General features: G+C 67.8%; 14 protein-coding genes. 7 read left to right on the top strand and 7 right to left on the bottom strand.

Going from position 1 to position 16321, the window contains the following annotated elements; all coding sequences use genetic code 11:
• The first annotated feature begins 96 nt into the window (after positions 1–96).
• The 3 genes from nirD to CH306_RS24630 are packed head-to-tail and all read left to right on the top strand — an operon-like array spanning position 97 to position 2419.
• A complete protein-coding gene (nirD, locus tag CH306_RS24640) occupies positions 97–489 on the top strand; it encodes a nitrite reductase small subunit NirD (protein WP_032398305.1) in 393 nt (130 codons plus the stop codon).
• Positions 486–1691, top strand: coding sequence for a uroporphyrinogen-III synthase (locus tag CH306_RS24635; protein ID WP_094632495.1), 1206 nt, complete (start codon positions 486–488; stop codon positions 1689–1691). Before nirD ends, CH306_RS24635 begins: the two co-directional genes overlap by 4 nt.
• Positions 1691–2419: a sirohydrochlorin chelatase gene (locus tag CH306_RS24630; RefSeq protein WP_094632493.1), complete on the top strand. Its 729-nt coding sequence runs from the start codon at positions 1691–1693 to the stop codon at positions 2417–2419. The genes CH306_RS24635 and CH306_RS24630 overlap by 1 nt, the downstream gene beginning before the upstream one ends.
• On the opposite strand, the gene CH306_RS24625 is transcribed toward CH306_RS24630, so the two are convergent.
• From CH306_RS24625 to CH306_RS24600, 6 genes are read right to left on the bottom strand one after another with little or no spacing between them, the layout of a single operon-like run.
• The gene (locus CH306_RS24625; RefSeq protein ID WP_094648144.1) at positions 2373–4157 is read right to left on the bottom strand and encodes an NTP transferase domain-containing protein; all 1785 of its coding nucleotides are present in this window, start codon (positions 4155–4157) and stop codon (positions 2373–2375) included. The two genes, CH306_RS24630 and CH306_RS24625, sit on opposite strands and share 47 nt — an antisense overlap.
• Positions 4158–4170: 13 nt before the next feature.
• Entirely contained in the window at positions 4171–4617 is a 447-nt protein-coding gene (locus CH306_RS24620; protein ID WP_045195734.1) for a PaaI family thioesterase, read from the bottom strand.
• A complete protein-coding gene (locus tag CH306_RS24615) occupies positions 4614–4955 on the bottom strand; it encodes an MGMT family protein (RefSeq protein ID WP_032397686.1) in 342 nt (113 codons plus the stop codon). The genes CH306_RS24620 and CH306_RS24615 overlap by 4 nt, the downstream gene beginning before the upstream one ends.
• On the bottom strand, positions 4956–5732 hold the full coding sequence (locus CH306_RS24610; RefSeq protein WP_045199959.1) for an alpha/beta hydrolase: 777 nt from the start codon (positions 5730–5732) through the stop codon (positions 4956–4958).
• A gap of 23 nt (positions 5733–5755) precedes the next feature.
• Entirely contained in the window at positions 5756–6532 is a 777-nt protein-coding gene (locus tag CH306_RS24605; protein WP_094648143.1) for an ABC transporter permease, read from the bottom strand.
• Positions 6529–7260 carry an ABC transporter ATP-binding protein gene (locus CH306_RS24600; RefSeq protein ID WP_094648195.1) on the bottom strand — a complete coding sequence of 244 codons (732 nt, stop codon included), beginning with the start codon at positions 7258–7260 and terminating at the stop codon, positions 6529–6531. Before CH306_RS24600 ends, CH306_RS24605 begins: the two co-directional genes overlap by 4 nt.
• A 136-nt stretch (positions 7261–7396) precedes the next feature.
• Here CH306_RS24600 and CH306_RS24595 point away from each other — a divergent pair, with 136 nt between their 5' ends.
• From CH306_RS24595 to CH306_RS24580, 4 genes are all read left to right on the top strand, one after another.
• Positions 7397–8518 (top strand): sensor histidine kinase, encoded by a 1122-nt coding sequence (locus tag CH306_RS24595; protein WP_179272767.1) that lies wholly within the window; start codon positions 7397–7399, stop codon positions 8516–8518.
• Positions 8515–9159 carry a response regulator gene (locus CH306_RS24590; RefSeq protein ID WP_094632483.1) on the top strand — a complete coding sequence of 215 codons (645 nt, stop codon included), beginning with the start codon at positions 8515–8517 and terminating at the stop codon, positions 9157–9159. The genes CH306_RS24595 and CH306_RS24590 overlap by 4 nt, the downstream gene beginning before the upstream one ends.
• A gap of 64 nt (positions 9160–9223) precedes the next feature.
• Positions 9224–12541, top strand: coding sequence for an ATP-dependent helicase (locus CH306_RS24585; protein WP_094648141.1), 3318 nt, complete (start codon positions 9224–9226; stop codon positions 12539–12541).
• Complete coding sequence (locus tag CH306_RS24580) at positions 12538–15951, top strand: ATP-dependent helicase (protein ID WP_094648140.1); 3414 nt, start codon at positions 12538–12540, stop codon at positions 15949–15951. The genes CH306_RS24585 and CH306_RS24580 overlap by 4 nt, the downstream gene beginning before the upstream one ends.
• Here CH306_RS24580 and CH306_RS24575 read toward each other — a convergent pair.
• Positions 15914–16300 (bottom strand): DoxX family protein, encoded by a 387-nt coding sequence (locus tag CH306_RS24575; protein WP_094648194.1) that lies wholly within the window; start codon positions 16298–16300, stop codon positions 15914–15916. The two genes, CH306_RS24580 and CH306_RS24575, sit on opposite strands and share 38 nt — an antisense overlap.
• Positions 16301–16321: the final 21 nt, after the last annotated feature.

Here is a 16321-nt window from a genome sequence, read left to right as displayed (position 1 = left end):
AGGTCACGAGACTGAGTGCATGTGCACAGACGAGTAATCGCGACTTAACGGGCCAGAAACACAAGCAACGTGGAATAGCTGATCAGGAGGTGCGCCATGACTGTCATCGATTCATCAACAGTGAAGTCACCAACAGCGGTACCGAACGGCATCGCTCGTGATTGGACCCCGGCCTGCACACTCGACGCACTGATTCCGGGGCGCGGAGTGGCGGTGCTCCTGCGAGGTGGCACCCAGGCGGCGCTGTTCCTGCTCGACGACGGACGACTGTTCGCGGTGGGCAACATCGATCCGTACGGACACGCAGCAGTGATGTCACGCGGACTGGTGGGAGACCGCGGAGGCGAACCCACCGTCGCGTCGCCGTTGCTCAAGCAGGTCTTCTCCCTGGCCGACGGGCGCTGCCTCGACGACCCGCAGGTCACCCTCGGATCCTTCGAGGTCTCCTGTGTCGAAGGCGTCGTGCTCGTCCGCGGCGGATCTACGTGAGCGAAATCGCCGGGGCAGCACTGCCTCTGGCCGGGTTCACGGTCGGAATCACGGCGTCGCGTCGGGCCGAGGAGTTCGCGACTCTGCTCGAGCGGCGCGGTGCCACCGTGATGCATGCACCTGCAATCCGCATCATCCCTTTGGCCGACGACGCCGAACTCGAACGCGTCACCGCCGCCGTCATCGCTGATCCGCCCGAGATCACCGTTGCCACAACAGGAATCGGCTTTCGTGGCTGGATCGAGGCAGCGGACGGGTGGGGGCAGGCCGAAGAACTGGGGCGCGCACTCGGCGCGTCACGCCTGCTGGCTCGTGGGCCGAAGGCGAAGGGTGCCATTCGAGCGGCCGATCTGCGCGAGGAATGGTCGCCCGCCTCGGAGTCCTCGGCGGAGGTACTCGAACATCTGCTCGCCGAAGGGGTGGAGGGTAAACGCGTCGCGGTGCAGCTGCACGGCGCGACCACCGAATGGGAGCCGGTCCCCGACTTCTGCGAGGTGTTGCGCTGCGCAGGGGCCGAAGTGGTTCCGGTGCCGGTGTACCGCTGGACGGCGCCCGACGACCAGAGCCCGATGGACCGGATGATCGAAGCCGTCGTCGTCGGCGAGCTCGATGCCCTCAGCTTCACCTCGGCACCGGCGGTGGCGTCGATGCTGATGCGCGCCGACGAGAACGGCGTGCTCGAACCCCTGCTGCAATCGATGAGATCGAGGGTGCTGGCGGCCTGTGTCGGGCCGGTCACGGCCGCGCCCCTGGAACAACTGAACGTGGCCACCACCCAGCCCGCACGGGCGCGTCTGGGGGCACTCGCGCGGCACATCGCCGAGGAGCTGCCGAGGCGAACCGGCCGGCTGCACGCTGGCGGACACGTGGTCAGCGTCCGCGGTAAGTGCGTGGTGGTCGACGGCGAAGTTCGACCGGTGTCGCCGGCAGGCATGGCGCTGATGAAGACGTTGGCCCGCAATCCCGGACGCGTCGTCTCCCGCGAGGACCTGTTGGCGTCACTGCCCGGCGGAGGCGGCGACACCCATGCGGTGGAAACCGCGATGACCAGACTCAGATCCTCGCTGGGCGCGCCGAAGGCGATCCAGACCGTGGTCAAGCGTGGCTATCGCATCGCACTCGATCACATCGAGACCGAAACGGACTGCGACTCCGACGAATCGGCCTCGCGTTCGGCCGTCGTCGAAGGAGGGAAGTACTGATGACACCCACTCTGGTGTTGGTTGCACACGGCACCCGAAACCCCCGTGGTGTCGAGATGATCGCCGCACTCGCCGATGCCGTGTCGACGCAGATCGGTACCACGCGCGTGGCGTTCGTCGACGTTCTCGGGCCGTCTCCGGCCGAGGTGCTGCGCGACACCGCCGAGTCGGCGGTGGTGGTTCCGGCTTTCCTTGCGTCCGGCTACCACGTGCACACCGATGTGCCGCGAGAGATCGCCGACAGCGCTCACACCTCGGTCGCGGTCACCCGCGCTCTCGGACCCGACCACGTGCTGGCCGAGGTCATGGTCGACCGACTGCGTGATGCAGGTTGGCAGGCGGGTGACAGTATCGTGCTCGCTGCCGCAGGATCGTCGGACGCTCGTGCGTTGGAGGAACATCGGCGCGCGGCAGCGATGCTGACCGACGTCGCCCGGGTTCCGGTCCGCATCGGCTACGTCGCCACCAGTACCCCCACCGTGTCCGACGCGGTGTCGACTCTGCGTGACGACGGGCATGCGCGGGTGTTCGTGGCGTCGTATCTGTTGGCGCGCGGGCTCTTTCACACCCGTTTGGCCGACGTCGGTGCCGACGGCGTCGGTGAACCGCTCGGAGTGCATGCCGCGATCGTCGATCTCGTGGTCGCGCGCTACCGCGAGGGTGTTCGCTCTCTCGGTGAATCTAGTGGTGCGGTAACGGAAGAATTGTCACCGGCTCGTCGGCGCTGACCTCGGCCGGGATCACCGCCAGTGCGTCGCGGCCGACGAGGTGAGCCAGATGTGCCGTGCGGACCTGGGTATCTGCTCGCCACCGCGTGCCGTCCGCGGTGACCGGGACGATGCGAGGAGTCGAGGACCGAACCTCGGCGGCATTGGTCAACAGGCCGATCCGCGATGGGCGCACCGTCCTCCCGGTCAGGGCGTCGACGATGGCGGGTGCGGTGAGCATCGCGGTGCCGACGGCGGCGAGCGGGTTGCCGGGTAGGCCGAGCACCACCGTGCCGTCGGGCAGAGCCGCGGTGATCTGAGAACCCCCGGGACGCATCCGCATTCGCCCGACGACGGTCTCCGCATCGAGGCCGACGAGGGTCGTGCGGAGCTGATCGGCGGCCCCGCCTCCGGTTGCCCCGACGACGATGATCACGTCCACGTCCTCGGTGCGGGTCAGCACGTCTCGAAACCCCGTCGCGGTATCGTCGAGCAGCGTCACATCGACGACGGTGATACCGCAGTGTGCCAGGTACTCCGGCAGTACCGATCCGAGAACGTCCCTCGTCTCGCCGGGGGCGAGTGGTCCGATGGATCGAATCTCGTTGCCGCTGATGACAACTCGCCCGCGGGCCGGGCCTCGAACCGCCATCTCGAACACCTCGGCGCTGGCGGCGAGCGACCGTACCGCGGCATCGATCGGGGTGCCTGCTGCGGCGAGTTCTGTGCCGGGCAGCCAGTCCTCGCCGCGTCGACGCGTGTCGTCGGACTGCGGGGCCGTCGGCATTCGCCGAGCGGACCCGTCGGGCTCGCGGATCACGTGTTCGTCGCGAACCACCGACGTCGCTCCGGGCGGAAGCGCGGCTCCGGTCGCTATGCGCACCGCCGTACCGTCGGTGAGTTCGGCGATGTTCGAGCTTCCGGCGTACGCGATGTCGGACCGCAGCGTCCAGGGTTCGGTGCCGCAGACGGCGTAGCCGTCCATCGCGGAGATGTCGACTGCTGGCAATGCGGTCCGGGACACGAGTGGTTCCGCGAGAACGGTTCCGACACTGTCCCGCACCGTGACTCGATGGACCGGCAGGGGAGCGAGTCGACGCCGAATTCGCTCGAGCGCGTCGCCGACCTCCAACGTCTCGGGCAGCTGCGCGGCGCGGCGGGCCGCGAGCAGATCGGAACGGGTATCGCAGTCCTCGATGCCGGACATCGGGATGACCGTGTGTTCCGCGGGAACGATTCTGCGCATCGGTGCGCCGTCCACCGAATCGAGCTGTGCCACAGCAGAGCGCAAGGCAGACAGTTGCCAGATGCCGAGCAGGAACTGGGTGCGGCCGTGATCGTCGCGGGCGAAGACGGCGTCGGTGCGCGAGTGGGATATGGAACCGATCAGCGATTCGACCGCCGCGGCGTCGAGAAAGGGCAGATCCGACGCGAGAACCACCACCAGATCTGCGGTGCCCTCCGACTCTGCGGAGTCGAGTGACTTCAGTCCGGCGGCGAGGGCGGCGACGGGCCCACCGCCTGCGGGCGACTCGCGAGTCTGCACCACGTGCTCGGGCACTCCGGTTCGGAGCGGACCCACGAGAACCGTTCTGCGACAGCTCGATACCGCGTCCACGGCGATGTCGACCATGCGACGTCCGCCGACGGTCAGGGCAGGCTTGTCGACGCCCTCCGACGCAGCGGGGTGCTCGGGATCTGCCATCCTCGACCCTCGGCCGCCGGCGAGAACGATCGCGTCGCAGACCGGCCGTGTCACGGTGCGAGCTCGGTCATGTCGGCAGCGGCACGTTCTGCAGGCGAACCTGCCCTCGCGCAATGGTCTTGCCGCTGTCCGAGGCCGTGATCGTGACCAGCCACAGTTGCTGAACGCGGCCCTGCTGCAACGGTTCTGCGACAACGTCGACGCGACCGCCCTTGCTGGCGCGCAGAAAGTCGGTGCCGTTGTGTACGCCGACTGCGAATTCACCGCGATCCTTGACCGCCTCGCTGGCACCGATGCTGGCGGCGCTCTCGACGGCAGTGGTGTAGACGCCGCCGTGGACGACGCCCCACGGCGTGAAGTGCTCGTCCGTCAAATCGATGTGCCCCGCAACCCTGGTGCCCGAGACCTCGTCGACGACGAGACCGGCGGACGCGACGAAGCTGCTGGCCTTCGACAGAGCGAACTTCGCCGTGGGGCGTGGATCGAACTGCTCGAACGCGTCCCTGATGTTCATTCTCCGAGATTAGTGGTCGGCGCAGTCGGGGGTGGGAGCGCCCCGAAGTCGAACCGAATCGAGGTCAACGGCACGCGCCCGTCCTGACTCGGCACGCCTTCGTCGGCCAGGGCGGCGAGCTGTCTCGCGGCAAGGTGCGGGGCCGGCTTTCCGCTCGCGCCGAGGACTCGATGCCAAGGCAGGTCCGCTGAATCGGTGCGCATGATCCAGCCGACGATGCGGGGGCTGGAGAGGTCCGCGGCAGCCGCGATGTCTCCGTAGGTGGCAACGAATCCCGGGGGGATCGACGCGACCAGCGCGCGAACCCTTTCGACCTGGGCTTCGGTGATCGGGGCCATCTACAGCACAGATCGCACCAGTTCGGCGACCTCGACCGGCTTGGCCTGGCCGACCATGTGATCGCAGTCCAGCTCGACGGTACGCAGGTTCTCACCGAGTTTCTCTCGCAGTGCAGCAAGGAATTCGTCGGTGACATAAGGGGGTTCGACGCGCATCGCCCGAACCACGATGGTCGGGACGCTCTCGGCGGGTACCACGATCGGACGAGCGAGCTCGCCCCACGTCGCGACGATCGCCGGAATCGACATTCGCCACGCCACCTTTCCGCCTTCTGCGGGGACCAGGTGGTCGGCGACCTCGCGGTCGAGCAATTCGGTGGGCACGTCAGCCCACGCCCCGTGGATCTTCTCCGATCGCGCCTCGTCGGCGTCGGTGTAGTCAGGGGACTTCGCTGTGGCCTCGGCCACCTCGAGCAGCTCGTCCGGCGGCAGAGCGATCGCGGGATCGAGCAGAACCAGCGCCCGCACCGCGTCCGGGAACCTCTGTGCGAGGTGCACGGCCAACGCGCCGCCGTACGAATGCCCGAGCACCACGACCGGACCGCGCGCGTGGGCGTCCAATACGGCCTTCAGCGCCGTGACCTGTGCGTCGATGTCCCAGGGCGGCGTGGCCGGAGAATAGCCGTGGCCGATCAGATCAGGAGCCAGAATTCGGGCCTCGGGCAGGTGATTCTCGGCGAGATCCCACCAGCGGGCACCGTGGCCGGTCACACCGTGGACGGCAAGGATTTCGGGACCGTCTGCGGGTCCGAACGTATGCAGATTCAACTCGGGCACGTCGACCACTATGCCGCATCGCGCTAGGACCAGCGAAACAACCGGATCGCGCACGCGGTTCCGGCAATGACCGCGATCGCGAGCCCGATGGGTCCGCCGATGTCGACAGGCGTTCCGGCCCAGGCAGATCCAAGCGCAGTGACGGTGGCACCGAAAGGAAGTAACTCGCCGACCACCGCAACAGGCCCAGGTAGATCCGCGACCGGTCCGAACAGTCCGCCGGTGGCACCGAGAGCCAAGAACAGAGTCAGACCGATCGCGACGGCCGAGTTCGCAGTGGGTGCGACGGCAGCCACCACGATCCCCAGCGAGTACATCGCCGCGGCACCGAGCACCACGATGGCCGCAACCAGGATCGGGTTGTGCGGTGGCGTGATGCCGAAGAGCAGGGTGCCGGTGGACAGAGCGATACCGATTCCGAGTGTCGCTTGGACGGCGCTGGTGATCACCTGCGCAGCCAACACCTGCGCCGGTCGGATCGGTGCCGTCGACAGTCGCTTCAGCACGCCGGACTTGCGATACAGCGCTAGAAAGCTCGGCATGTTCACGATCCCGACGACGGCGACGATCATGGTCAGGGTAAGCGGCAGCACGAACCGATCGAACGCGGTGATCGCGCCCGGACCGACGATCTCCGCCGAAGCACCCGAGCCGTTCATGACCAGTACGAGCACGGGGAGGGCGATGGGGACGATCAGGCCGGCCGTGTCCCGGATGACCATGCGCATTTCGGCCCCGACCAGTGCGCCGGTGGCGCGCAGGCCCGGACGAGGTGCAGCGTGGATGTCGTACGCGGTCATGCCGAATGCCGTTCCATCAGCGTCAGGAATGCGTCCTCCAGTGTGGCTCGGTGGTCGCCTCCGAGGCCGGCGTCGGCGATCAGAGATTCCGGTGTGCCGGTGGCCACGACGGCCCCGCGATCGAGGACGGTGATGCGATCGCACAGGCGGTGTACCTCGTCCATATGATGGCTGACCAACAGGATGGTGACACCGTCTGCGCGGAGGTCCTCGATCAGTCGCCACACGGTGCGTCGGGCGTCCGGATCGAGTCCGGTGGTGAGCTCGTCGAGCACGACGACCCGAGGAGAACCGATCAGGGCGAGGACCACTGACAACCGCTGTTGCTGGCCTCCGGACAAGTGCTCGTACCGAACCCGCCGGTGCTCGTGCAGGCCCACCGCACGGACGAGAGCGCCTCGATCGGCAGGTCGACGGTAGAAGGAGGCGAACAGATCAACCAGTTCGGCGACGGTGAGCGAGGCGTGAAGATCGTTGGACTGCAGCTGCACCCCCAGAACGGCTCGCACACGATCGCGATCGGCGACGGAGTCGAGTCCCAGAACTCGCACGGAACCCGAGCTCGGCTTACGAAGGCCCGCAACGATTTCGACCAGGGTTGTCTTGCCGGCTCCGTTGCGCCCGAGCAGGCCGTGCGTCTCGCCTTCGGCGATCGCGAGGCTGACGCCTTTCACGGCGGTGCGCCCCCGATAGCGCTGGGTGATGTCTCGAACGTCGATCGCTGCCATCCGATGTTCCCTTCTCGATGGTGTCGATCTCGACGCTAGATCCGCCCTGGCCTGCGCACAGGTGCCGATGGTCACCGATGGCGATCGTGACTTTCGGCAGGGGTGTGAGGGCGGACCTGACGATAGGGTCGACAGAATGACACGCCTCGGACCCGACGTTCTGGCCGGTGCGTTCGTGTCCGCGCTCGCGGTCGCGATGGGCGCTCTCGTCGTCTTCGATCGCTCGATCGCCGACGAGCTCTCGGTTCCACGTTCGGTTTGGGCGGCACTGTTCGCGGCCTTCCTGCTCGCGCAGACCGCGGGCATGTGGTGGGAAGACCGGCTGCCGGATCGTCCCGTGCGCGCATGCTTCGGCTCCCAGGTGGTGCTGGCACCGATTCTGGTGCTGACCGCCCCGACTGCAGGCTGGTTGCCCATTCTGCTGGTCTTCACCTCGACGTTCGCCGTGTATCGGGTGTCCGCCTCGGCGGTGGCGGTCATCGTTGCGATCTACACCTGCTGTGTGGGGGTGTCGGTCGCGATCCGGGGTGGACGGATCTCGGAGATCGTCCTGATCGCGTCGATCTACGGAGCGCTGCAGGTGGCCAGTGCGTTGTCGGTGACCGCGCAGCTGCGGCAGTCTCGGTTGCGTCGGGAACTCGCGGCCGCGCACGCCGAACTGCGCACCGCCAGTGCGTTGTTGGACGATTCCTCCCGGGCCGACGAGCGATTGAGAATCGCGCGAGAGTTGCACGACGTGCTCGGTCACCAACTCACAGCACTGAGCCTGGAACTAGAGGTAGCCTCCCATCAGGTCGCCGAGCCCGCGCGCGAGCATGTCGTTCGGGCTCGAACCATCGCACGTGACCTCCTCGCCGACGTCCGTGCGACCGTCGGCGAGGTGCGCAGCAGGACTCCGGTGCTGGGGGAGTCACTCGATCGTCTGGTTGCGCAGCTGCCCCAACCCGTTGTGCATCTGACGGTCGATCCCGAGATGCGGGTCGACGAAGCTCGCGGCTTGGCGGTGGTGCGCTGTGTGCAGGAGATGATCACCAACACAATTCGCCATGCGAACGCCGACGAGATGTGGATAGAGGTGACGTCGGATCCGACCGGTGCGCTGTCGGTCTCGGTGCGCGACGACGGCCGGGTGTCGCCCGATTTCGAGCCGGGGCACGGTCTGAAAGGAATCCGAGAACGCATCGAAGGACTGGGCGGCACGGTCACGTTTTCGGTCCAACGCGGGTTCGCGGTCCATGCAACGGTGCCGGCACCGTGATCTCGGTCTTGATCGTCGACGACCACACTCTGGTTCGGCAGGGTATCCGCAGCCTTCTCGAACTGGACCCCGACATCGAGGTGACCGGTGAGGCGGACGACGGCGCTGCTGCGGTCGCGTCTATGGAACTCGATCCTCCCGATGTGGTGTTGCTCGATCTACGCATGCCGCGGTTCGACGGACTGTGGACGCTGCGGGCATTGCAGGACAGAGGAATCAGGGTTCCGGTCCTGGTGCTGACGACGTTCGACGACGACGAGTTGGTCCTCGGGGCACTGCGTGCGGGTGCGAAGGGTTATTTGCTCAAGGATGTGACCTTCGAGCGGCTCGGCGGTGCCGTACGTGAACTCGCGGCAGGGCGCACCTTGGCACAACCTGCCATTACTCAAAGATTGCTGAACGCTCTTCGGACCGGAAAACACGGCGCGAGCGACGTCGGAGTCGCCGAAACCCTCACGGCCCGCGAGATCGACGTCCTACGGCTCGTCGCAAGCGGGTACACCAACAGATCGATTGCCGACGCACTGCATCTGGCCGAGGGAACCGTCAAGAACCACATGTCTTCGGCCATTCTCAAACTCGGTGCGAACGACAGGACCAGCGCAGTTCTGCGTGCGCTGCGCGACGGGCTGCTCGACTGAACGTGTCCAAGGCTCCGTCCGGGCGACGGTCGGTCTGTCGGTGGCTCGTGATTGCATCTGTGTCATGAGCTCGGACGGCAGACACGGCGCGACGGTCACTCTCGTCCGTGCACCCAAGATGGCTCGCCCGGCACGGGAGTGGACCGGCCCGGCAGCTCGGCTGCTGTCGTCGACTCCCGACGCGGCAGCAGCGGCCGCGTCGGGTGCGCCGCGATGGAATCCATGGCAGATCCTGGGTGGTCCCGGCACGGGTAAGACTTCGCTCGTCGCCGATTACGCGGTCTCGCGCATCGTCACCGGTGATCCGGAGTCGGTTCTGGTACTGACCCAGTCCAAACGGGCGGCAACCGCGGTGCGCGAGGTCATCACCTCGGGTCTGTTCAGCGGCGATCACGCACTGCGGGCGACGCGTGAACCGTTGGTGCGCACGGTGCACTCCTACGCCTTCGCGGTGCTGCGGCTGCAGGCCTCGCTGTACGGCAATCCGCCACCGCGATTGCTGACCGGTGCCGAGCAGGACGCCGTGGTGCGCGAGATGCTGCGCGGCGATCTGGAGGACGGGGCGGTCGACTGGCCGGAGCGGCTGCGTCCGGCCCTCGGCACCGCGGGATTCGTCACTGCGGTGCGAGACATGATGCTCAGGTCCGCCGAACGCGGCATCGGACCGGAAGACCTGATCAAACTCGGCCGCAAGCACGGCAAGCCCGAGTGGGTCGCCGTCGGGAGGTTCGCTGCCCGATACGAGCAGGCCATGTTGCTGCGCGGTGCTGTGGGAGTGGAGGCGGCGGGAGCCACGGCTCCTGGTCTGGACGCCGCCGAGCTGATCGGTGCCGCGCTCATGGCGTTCGCCACCGATCCCGAACTGTTGCGCAGCGAACGCGCGCGTATTCGGCACCTCGTCGTCGACGACGCGCAGCACCTCGATCCGCAAACGGCGCAGCTGGTTCGGTTGATCGGCACCGACACCGAATCGACAGTCGTCGCCGGGGATCCCGATCAATCCGTGTTCACTTTCCGTGGTGCCGATCCCGCTTTCGTGGCCGATCTGGTCGAGGCGGGCTCGCCGCGCCGCGTTGTGCTCACACGCAACTACCGCTCCGTGCCCGAGGTCGCCGAGCTGACCGACATCGTGGCGAGAAGATTGCCGGGCCTCGGTCGCCACCGCTGCCCCGAACCGGTGGGCAGGGCCCGATTCGGAGCGCCGGCAGCGCGGGTGCACGTCGTGTCCTCGCCTGCGAAGGAGGCGGCGATCATCGCCGACGCAATGCGTCGGGCCCACCTGATCGACGGCATGCCCTGGTCGGAGATGGCGATCGTGGTGCGGTCGGTACCGCGCACCCTCGCACCGTTGCGTAGGGCGCTGCACGGGGCAGGGGTTCCGATGATCACCCCGACCTCGGAGCTACCGTTGCACCGCCAGCACGGGGCCGTGGGTCTCCTGCTGGTACTGCGGGCGATCTCCGACCCGAGCTTCGACGGTGAAGATGCACTCGCGTTGCTCTCCGGGCCGATCGGCGGAGCCGACCCGGTGGGTCTGCGGCGACTTCGCCGGGGCGTGCGCAGGCTCGAGCTCGCATCGGGCGGCGAGCGCGACTCGGCGGAGCTGCTCAGAGTCGTACTCACCGACGACGCTCGGGGGAGTGCCGGGTGGACGAACGGACTGTCGGACGTCGAGTCCGCCCCGTTGCGCAGAGCCCTCGGTGTCATCCGGAAGGCGCGGGCTCTCGCCCGCACGGGCCGCGGGGTCGAGGACGTGTTGTGGGCGGCGTGGCAGGCTTCGGGACTCGAGCGGCGGTGGGCCGCGGCGTCCGCCTGGGGTGGCTCGGCCGGTGCTCAGGCCGACCGCGACCTGGATGCGGTGGTGGCGTTGTTCGACGCGGCGGCGGCATACGTGGACAGGTTGCCCCGGGCGCAGATCGGTGGATTTCTCGATTACATTGCGCAGCAGGAGATCCCCACTCTCAACTCACACCGTGCCACGGTTCGGGCCGACGCGGTGACGCTGCTGAGCGCGCATTCTGCCGCGGGTCGGGAATGGGAGCTCGTCGCGGTTGCCGGGGTGCAGGAAGGGCTGTGGCCGGGTCTGCGGTCACGCGGCAGTCTCCTGGGCACCGACACCCTGGTCGACCTCGCGTCCGGCAAGGTCGACGCGGCCGCGGCGCTCGACGGGCGACTGTCGAAGTCGGCACCGTTGCTGGCCGAGGAGCGCACCCTGTTTCTGGTGGCGTGCAGTCGCGCTCGATCGACCTTGCTCGTCACCGCCGTCGATTCCAGTACCGGAGATGCCGATCTGGTCCGGTCGCGATTCGTGGACGAACTCCGCGGCGTCGACGCGGGAGGTGAGTCGGATCTCGTACCCGAGCTCCCCGGGCCCGAGACCGCACACCGAGTGTTGGCGCTGCCGATGCTGGTGGCCGAACTGCGGAGTGTGGTGTGCGATCCGGTTGTCGCCGAGCAGGATCCGGACAAGCGAGCTCGAGCGGCCCGGCATCTGGCCACTCTCGCCCACGCCGGTGTCCGAGGTGCCCATCCCGACGAGTGGTTCGGGGTGGCAGGGCCCAGTACCGACGCGCCGTTGTGGCAGCTCGGCGACGGTCCGGTGCCGCTGTCGCCGTCCACGGTGGAACAACTCACCACCTGTCCGCTGCGGTGGATGCTCGAACGTCACGGCGGCAACGACGGCACCAACACCCATGCGGTCACCGGCACGCTCGTGCACACTCTCGTCCAGGCAGTGGCCGGTCGGATACCACCGGAGCAACTCCGTCGTGCCCTCGAAACAGCTTGGGATGCAGTCGATCTCGGATCGCAGTGGTACTCGCGGCACGAGCTCGACCGAACCGGGGCGATGCTCGAGACCTTCGAGACCTGGCTGCAGGGCAGTCGAGGCGAGCTCACCGAGGCCGGAGTCGAAGTGCGCGTCGACGGCATACTCGACGCTCGGTCGGAGGACGAACCGGCGGTGGCGTTGCGTGGCCGCATCGACCGACTCGAGCACGACCCGGACGGCCGGCCGGTGATCATCGACGTCAAGACGGCCAAGACCGTGATGTCCAAGGAGGATGCCCAGGGCCACCATCAGCTGGCCACCTACCAGGTCGCCGCAGCAGCCGGTGCGATCGAGGGCGAGCCTGCGGGCGAGCCCGGCGGAGCGCGGCTGGTGTTCGTGGCCAAGCCTCACAACAAGGACGGGGCGACGCAGCGCGTCCAGGACGTGCCGACACCGGAGAAGCTCGAGGAGTGGCGAGACACCGTGCACCAGGCCGCATCGGCGACGCAGGGACCGACGTTCGAGGCGCGTGTCAACGACGGGTGCAGGCACTGCCCGGTCAAGTCCAGTTGTCCGGCACACGAGACGGGTAGGCAGGTGACCGAGCAATGACGACATCGACGAAGACACGGACCGGTTCGGTACTGGTGTCGCCGGTCGAGCTCGCCCGGGCGCTCGGGCAGAAGCATCCACCGACCGACGAACAGGCCGCCGTGATCGCCGCCCCGCCCGGCCCGACGCTCGTCGTCGCGGGAGCAGGTGCGGGCAAGACCGAGACCATGGCGGCCCGTGTGGTGTGGATGGTGGCCAACGGTTTCGTCGACCCCGACCAGGTTCTGGGTCTGACCTTCACTCGAAAAGCCGCACAGCAGTTGACCTCTCGGATCAGAGCTCGGCTGGCTCGGCTGGCCGGATCCGATCTGGTGCGTGCACTCGATCCGAGTCTGGCGCTGCGCGAGCGAATCCTCGGTGCCGAGCCGGAAGTGAGCACTTACCACTCCTATGCAGGCCGCCTGCTCACCGAGCACGGCTTGCTGTTGCCGATCGAACCGTCCGCGACACTGCTCTCGGAAACCGAACTGTGGCAGCTGGCACACCGTGTCGTCAGTACCTGGGACGGCGACCTGGACACCGACCGCAACCCCACGTCGGTGACCGAGGCCGTACTCGCGCTTTCCGGTCAATTGGCCGAGCATCTGGTCGATCCCGAGGATCTGCGCCACGCGCACGTGGAACTGGAGAAACTGGTGCACACTCTCGGGCCGGGGCCACGACAACGCGGCGGGCCCACCAAGGAGTTGCTGAACATTCTCGACGCGCAGCATCAACGAATCGGGTTGCTGCCGTTGGTGGAACGGCTTGCGCAGACTCTGCGTCGCGAGGGCGCACTGGATTTCGGCTCGCAGATGTCGATGGCGGCGCGGGTCGCCGCCGAGCATGCCGAGGTGGGAATCGCCGAGAGGCAACGGTTCCGGCTCGTGTTGCTCGACGAGTACCAGGACACCGGACACGCTCAGCGTGTGCTGCTGTCGTCCCTGTTCGGTTCCGGCAGCGACCCGCAGTTGGCCCTGACCGCCGTCGGCGACCCGATGCAGTCGATCTACGGGTGGCGCGGCGCATCGGCAGCGAATCTGCCGCGGTTCGCCACCGATTTTCCGAATGCCGACGGAAGCCCCGCACCTCGGCTCGAGCTGCTCACCAGCTGGCGAAATCCGCCCGAGGCATTGACGCTGGCCAACCTGATCACCGACCCACTGCGTCGCGTCGGCGTGCCGGTGCCGACTCTGCGGGCTCGCCCCGGTGCGGTTCCCGGTGATGTTCGCCTGGCCGTCACCGACACCGTGCTGGACGAACGAGAGTGGATCGCGGACCGGATCGCGGGGGAGTACCGCTCCGCTCTCGAGCAGGATCGCATGCCGCCCACCGCCGCGGTTCTGGTGCGCCGCAACGCCGACGCCGAGCCGATCGCGGAGGTGCTGCGCAGTCGCGGACTACCGGTGGAGGTCGTCGGGCTCGGTGGATTGCTGCACGTTCCCGAGGTGGCCGACATCATCGCGATGCTGCGACTGGTGGCCGACCCCACTGCCGGTAGCTCGGCGATGCGCATCCTCACCGGCTCTCGGTGGCAGATCGGGCCGACGGATCTGCGGGCACTCTCCCAGCGCGCCCGAGAGCTCGAGATCCGCGGCGGCTACGGCACCACCGGACGCGTCGACGACCCACAGGCGCTCGAGGCGGCGCTCGGTAGCGCTCTGCCCGGCGAGCAGTCGGAGCAGGCCGGTCTGGCCGACGCGATAGCCGATCCCGGTCCGGCCGAGCGGTACTCGGAGGTGGGGCACCGCCGGATCGTCGCCCTGGCAGGTGAGCTCCACCTGCTACGCGACCGAATCGGTCAACCTCTGACGGAGTTGGTCGGCGACATCGAGCGGATCATGGGTATCGGTGTCGAGGCTCAGGCTCGCACGCCGTTCGGCACCGACGGCGCGGTCGGTCGTGAACATCTCGACGAATTCGCCCATGTGGTGGCCGATTACGCCGACAATCCGACCGCCACGGTCACCGGATTCCTGTCGTTCCTCGCCGCCGCGGAGACGGTCGAGGACGGCCTCGCCCCCGGTGAGGTCGAGGTCGCTCCCCATCGCGTGCAGGTGCTCACCGTTCATTCCGCGAAAGGCCTCGAATGGGAGGTGGTGGCGGTCCCGCACGTGGCCAAGGGTGTGTTCCCCTCCTCGAACGCCTCCTCGACCTGGCTCGGGGCGATGGCCGAGCTGCCGCCGTCTCTGCGCGGTGACCGCGCGCTCGACGGCGAAGGCTCGGAAGGGGTTCCGGTCCTCGAACTCGACGGGCTCCACAATCGCAAGGACCTGGAGGACGCAGTCAAGAGTCACAAGGATGCGTTGGCGAGGCGTCGGCTCGCCGAGGATCGCCGACTGTTCTACGTGGCACTCACCCGAACCGAACGGGTGCTGCTGGTATCCGCGCATCACTGGGACGAGAGCGCCACGAAGCCGCGTGGGCCGTCGGAATTTCTCGACGAGTTGCACACGCACGTCGAGGAGTTCGCCGACATCGCGGTGATCGAGCAGTGGGCCTCGGCCCCGGAGGACGGGGCGTCGAACCCACTCGGGGCCGTGCCGCACACCGCGTCCTGGCCGCGCGATCCACTCGGTCCACGACGAGGAGCGATCGAGAGCGGCGTGCAGGAAGTACTGCGCGCGTTGGCAGACATCTCGGCCGCACCGAGCGAAGACGACGGCACCGATGATCGAATTCGGGAGGACCCCGAGAACTGGGCCGCGGACGTCGACACTCTGCTGGCCGAGCGGGCCGCGAGATCGGTCGCAGGAGTCGACGTGGCTCTGCCCGGCAACCTGTCGGTGACACAGCTGGTGGACCTCGCGGCCGACCCCGACGCGTTGGCGTCGCGCCTACGCAGGCCGCTGCCGTTCCCGCCGAACCCGTTGGCCCGCAGGGGAACTGCGTTCCACGCCTGGATCGAGCGGCGCTTCGGTGCGACCCGACTGCTCGACCTGGACGAACTGCCGGGGTCGGCCGACACCGGAGCCTCGGCCGACGTGGACCTGGAAACCCTCCAGCAGGCGTTTCTCGACTCGGAGTGGTCGCTCCGCAGCCCCGTCGAAGTGGAGGTGCCGTTCGAGACGTCCGTGGCGGGAACGGTGCTGCGAGGACGTATCGACGCCGTGTTCGCAGACCCCGACGGCGGCTGGACCGTCGTCGACTGGAAAACCGGTGCCGAGCCGACGGCGTCGGAGCAGCGGGCGGTGGCGATGCAGCTCGCGGCCTATCGGCTGGCGTGGGCCGAGCTGATGTCGATCGGGCGCAGCGAACCGGTACCGCTCGACCGAGTGCGCGCGGCGTTCCACTACGTACGCAGTGGTCACACCATTTCGCCCGAAAACCTTCCGGACGCAACAGAATTGGCCCAACTCCTGGAAGGCCCGGCCGGGCCCGAGCAACCGGGGGTCAGGGTGCGTTCCGACGAGCCTTCAGAGCCTCGGTGACCAGTGGAATCTGCATCGGCAGTCGGGCGATCATCGCTGCTTTGAGAGCCGGCGAGGTCTTCGGGCTCTGCACGTACTTCCACGCCAGGTTGAGGTTGGCGGGGAAGACCACGACGAACAGCGCGGCCGCGAGTGCACCGCCCAGTCGACGGGTCCGCGGTGCGGCAAGCGTTGCGGCCACGGCGAGTTCGGCAACGCCGGAGACCTGCGTGTAGGTCCGCGCCGAGCCGGGCAGGGCCGTCGGTACCTGGGCATCGAAGAACTTCGGGGTGGCGAAGTGCAGAACTCCGGCTCCGGCGAGCAGTCCGGCGAGGCGCAGTGCGGCCGCCTGACTCGATCTCTGTGTCATGCCCATACCGTGCCACACCCG

The sequence above is a fragment of the Rhodococcus sp. 15-725-2-2b genome, from assembly GCF_002259075.1.
Classification (GTDB): Bacteria; Actinomycetota; Actinomycetes; order Mycobacteriales; family Mycobacteriaceae; genus Rhodococcoides.
This window is presented reverse-complemented; position numbering and strand designations above follow the sequence as displayed.

Bases quoted from the DNA above. Each gene is read 5' to 3' on its own strand.
- nirD (WP_032398305.1), top strand. From the start codon at position 97: ATGACTGTCATCGATTCATCAACAGTGAAGTCACCAACAGCGGTACCG.
- CH306_RS24615 (WP_032397686.1), bottom strand. From the start codon at position 4,955: ATGGCCCCGATCACCGAAGCCCAGGTCGAAAGGGTTCGCGCGCTGGTC.
- CH306_RS24620 (WP_045195734.1), bottom strand. From the start codon at position 4,617: ATGAACATCAGGGACGCGTTCGAGCAGTTCGATCCACGCCCCACGGCG.
- CH306_RS24630 (WP_094632493.1), top strand. From the start codon at position 1,691: ATGACACCCACTCTGGTGTTGGTTGCACACGGCACCCGAAACCCCCGT.
- CH306_RS24595 (WP_179272767.1), top strand. From the start codon at position 7,397: ATGACACGCCTCGGACCCGACGTTCTGGCCGGTGCGTTCGTGTCCGCG.
- CH306_RS24600 (WP_094648195.1), bottom strand. From the start codon at position 7,260: ATGGCAGCGATCGACGTTCGAGACATCACCCAGCGCTATCGGGGGCGC.
- CH306_RS24605 (WP_094648143.1), bottom strand. From the start codon at position 6,532: ATGACCGCGTACGACATCCACGCTGCACCTCGTCCGGGCCTGCGCGCC.
- CH306_RS24585 (WP_094648141.1), top strand. From the start codon at position 9,224: ATGAGCTCGGACGGCAGACACGGCGCGACGGTCACTCTCGTCCGTGCA.
- CH306_RS24580 (WP_094648140.1), top strand. From the start codon at position 12,538: ATGACGACATCGACGAAGACACGGACCGGTTCGGTACTGGTGTCGCCG.
- CH306_RS24575 (WP_094648194.1), bottom strand. From the start codon at position 16,300: ATGACACAGAGATCGAGTCAGGCGGCCGCACTGCGCCTCGCCGGACTG.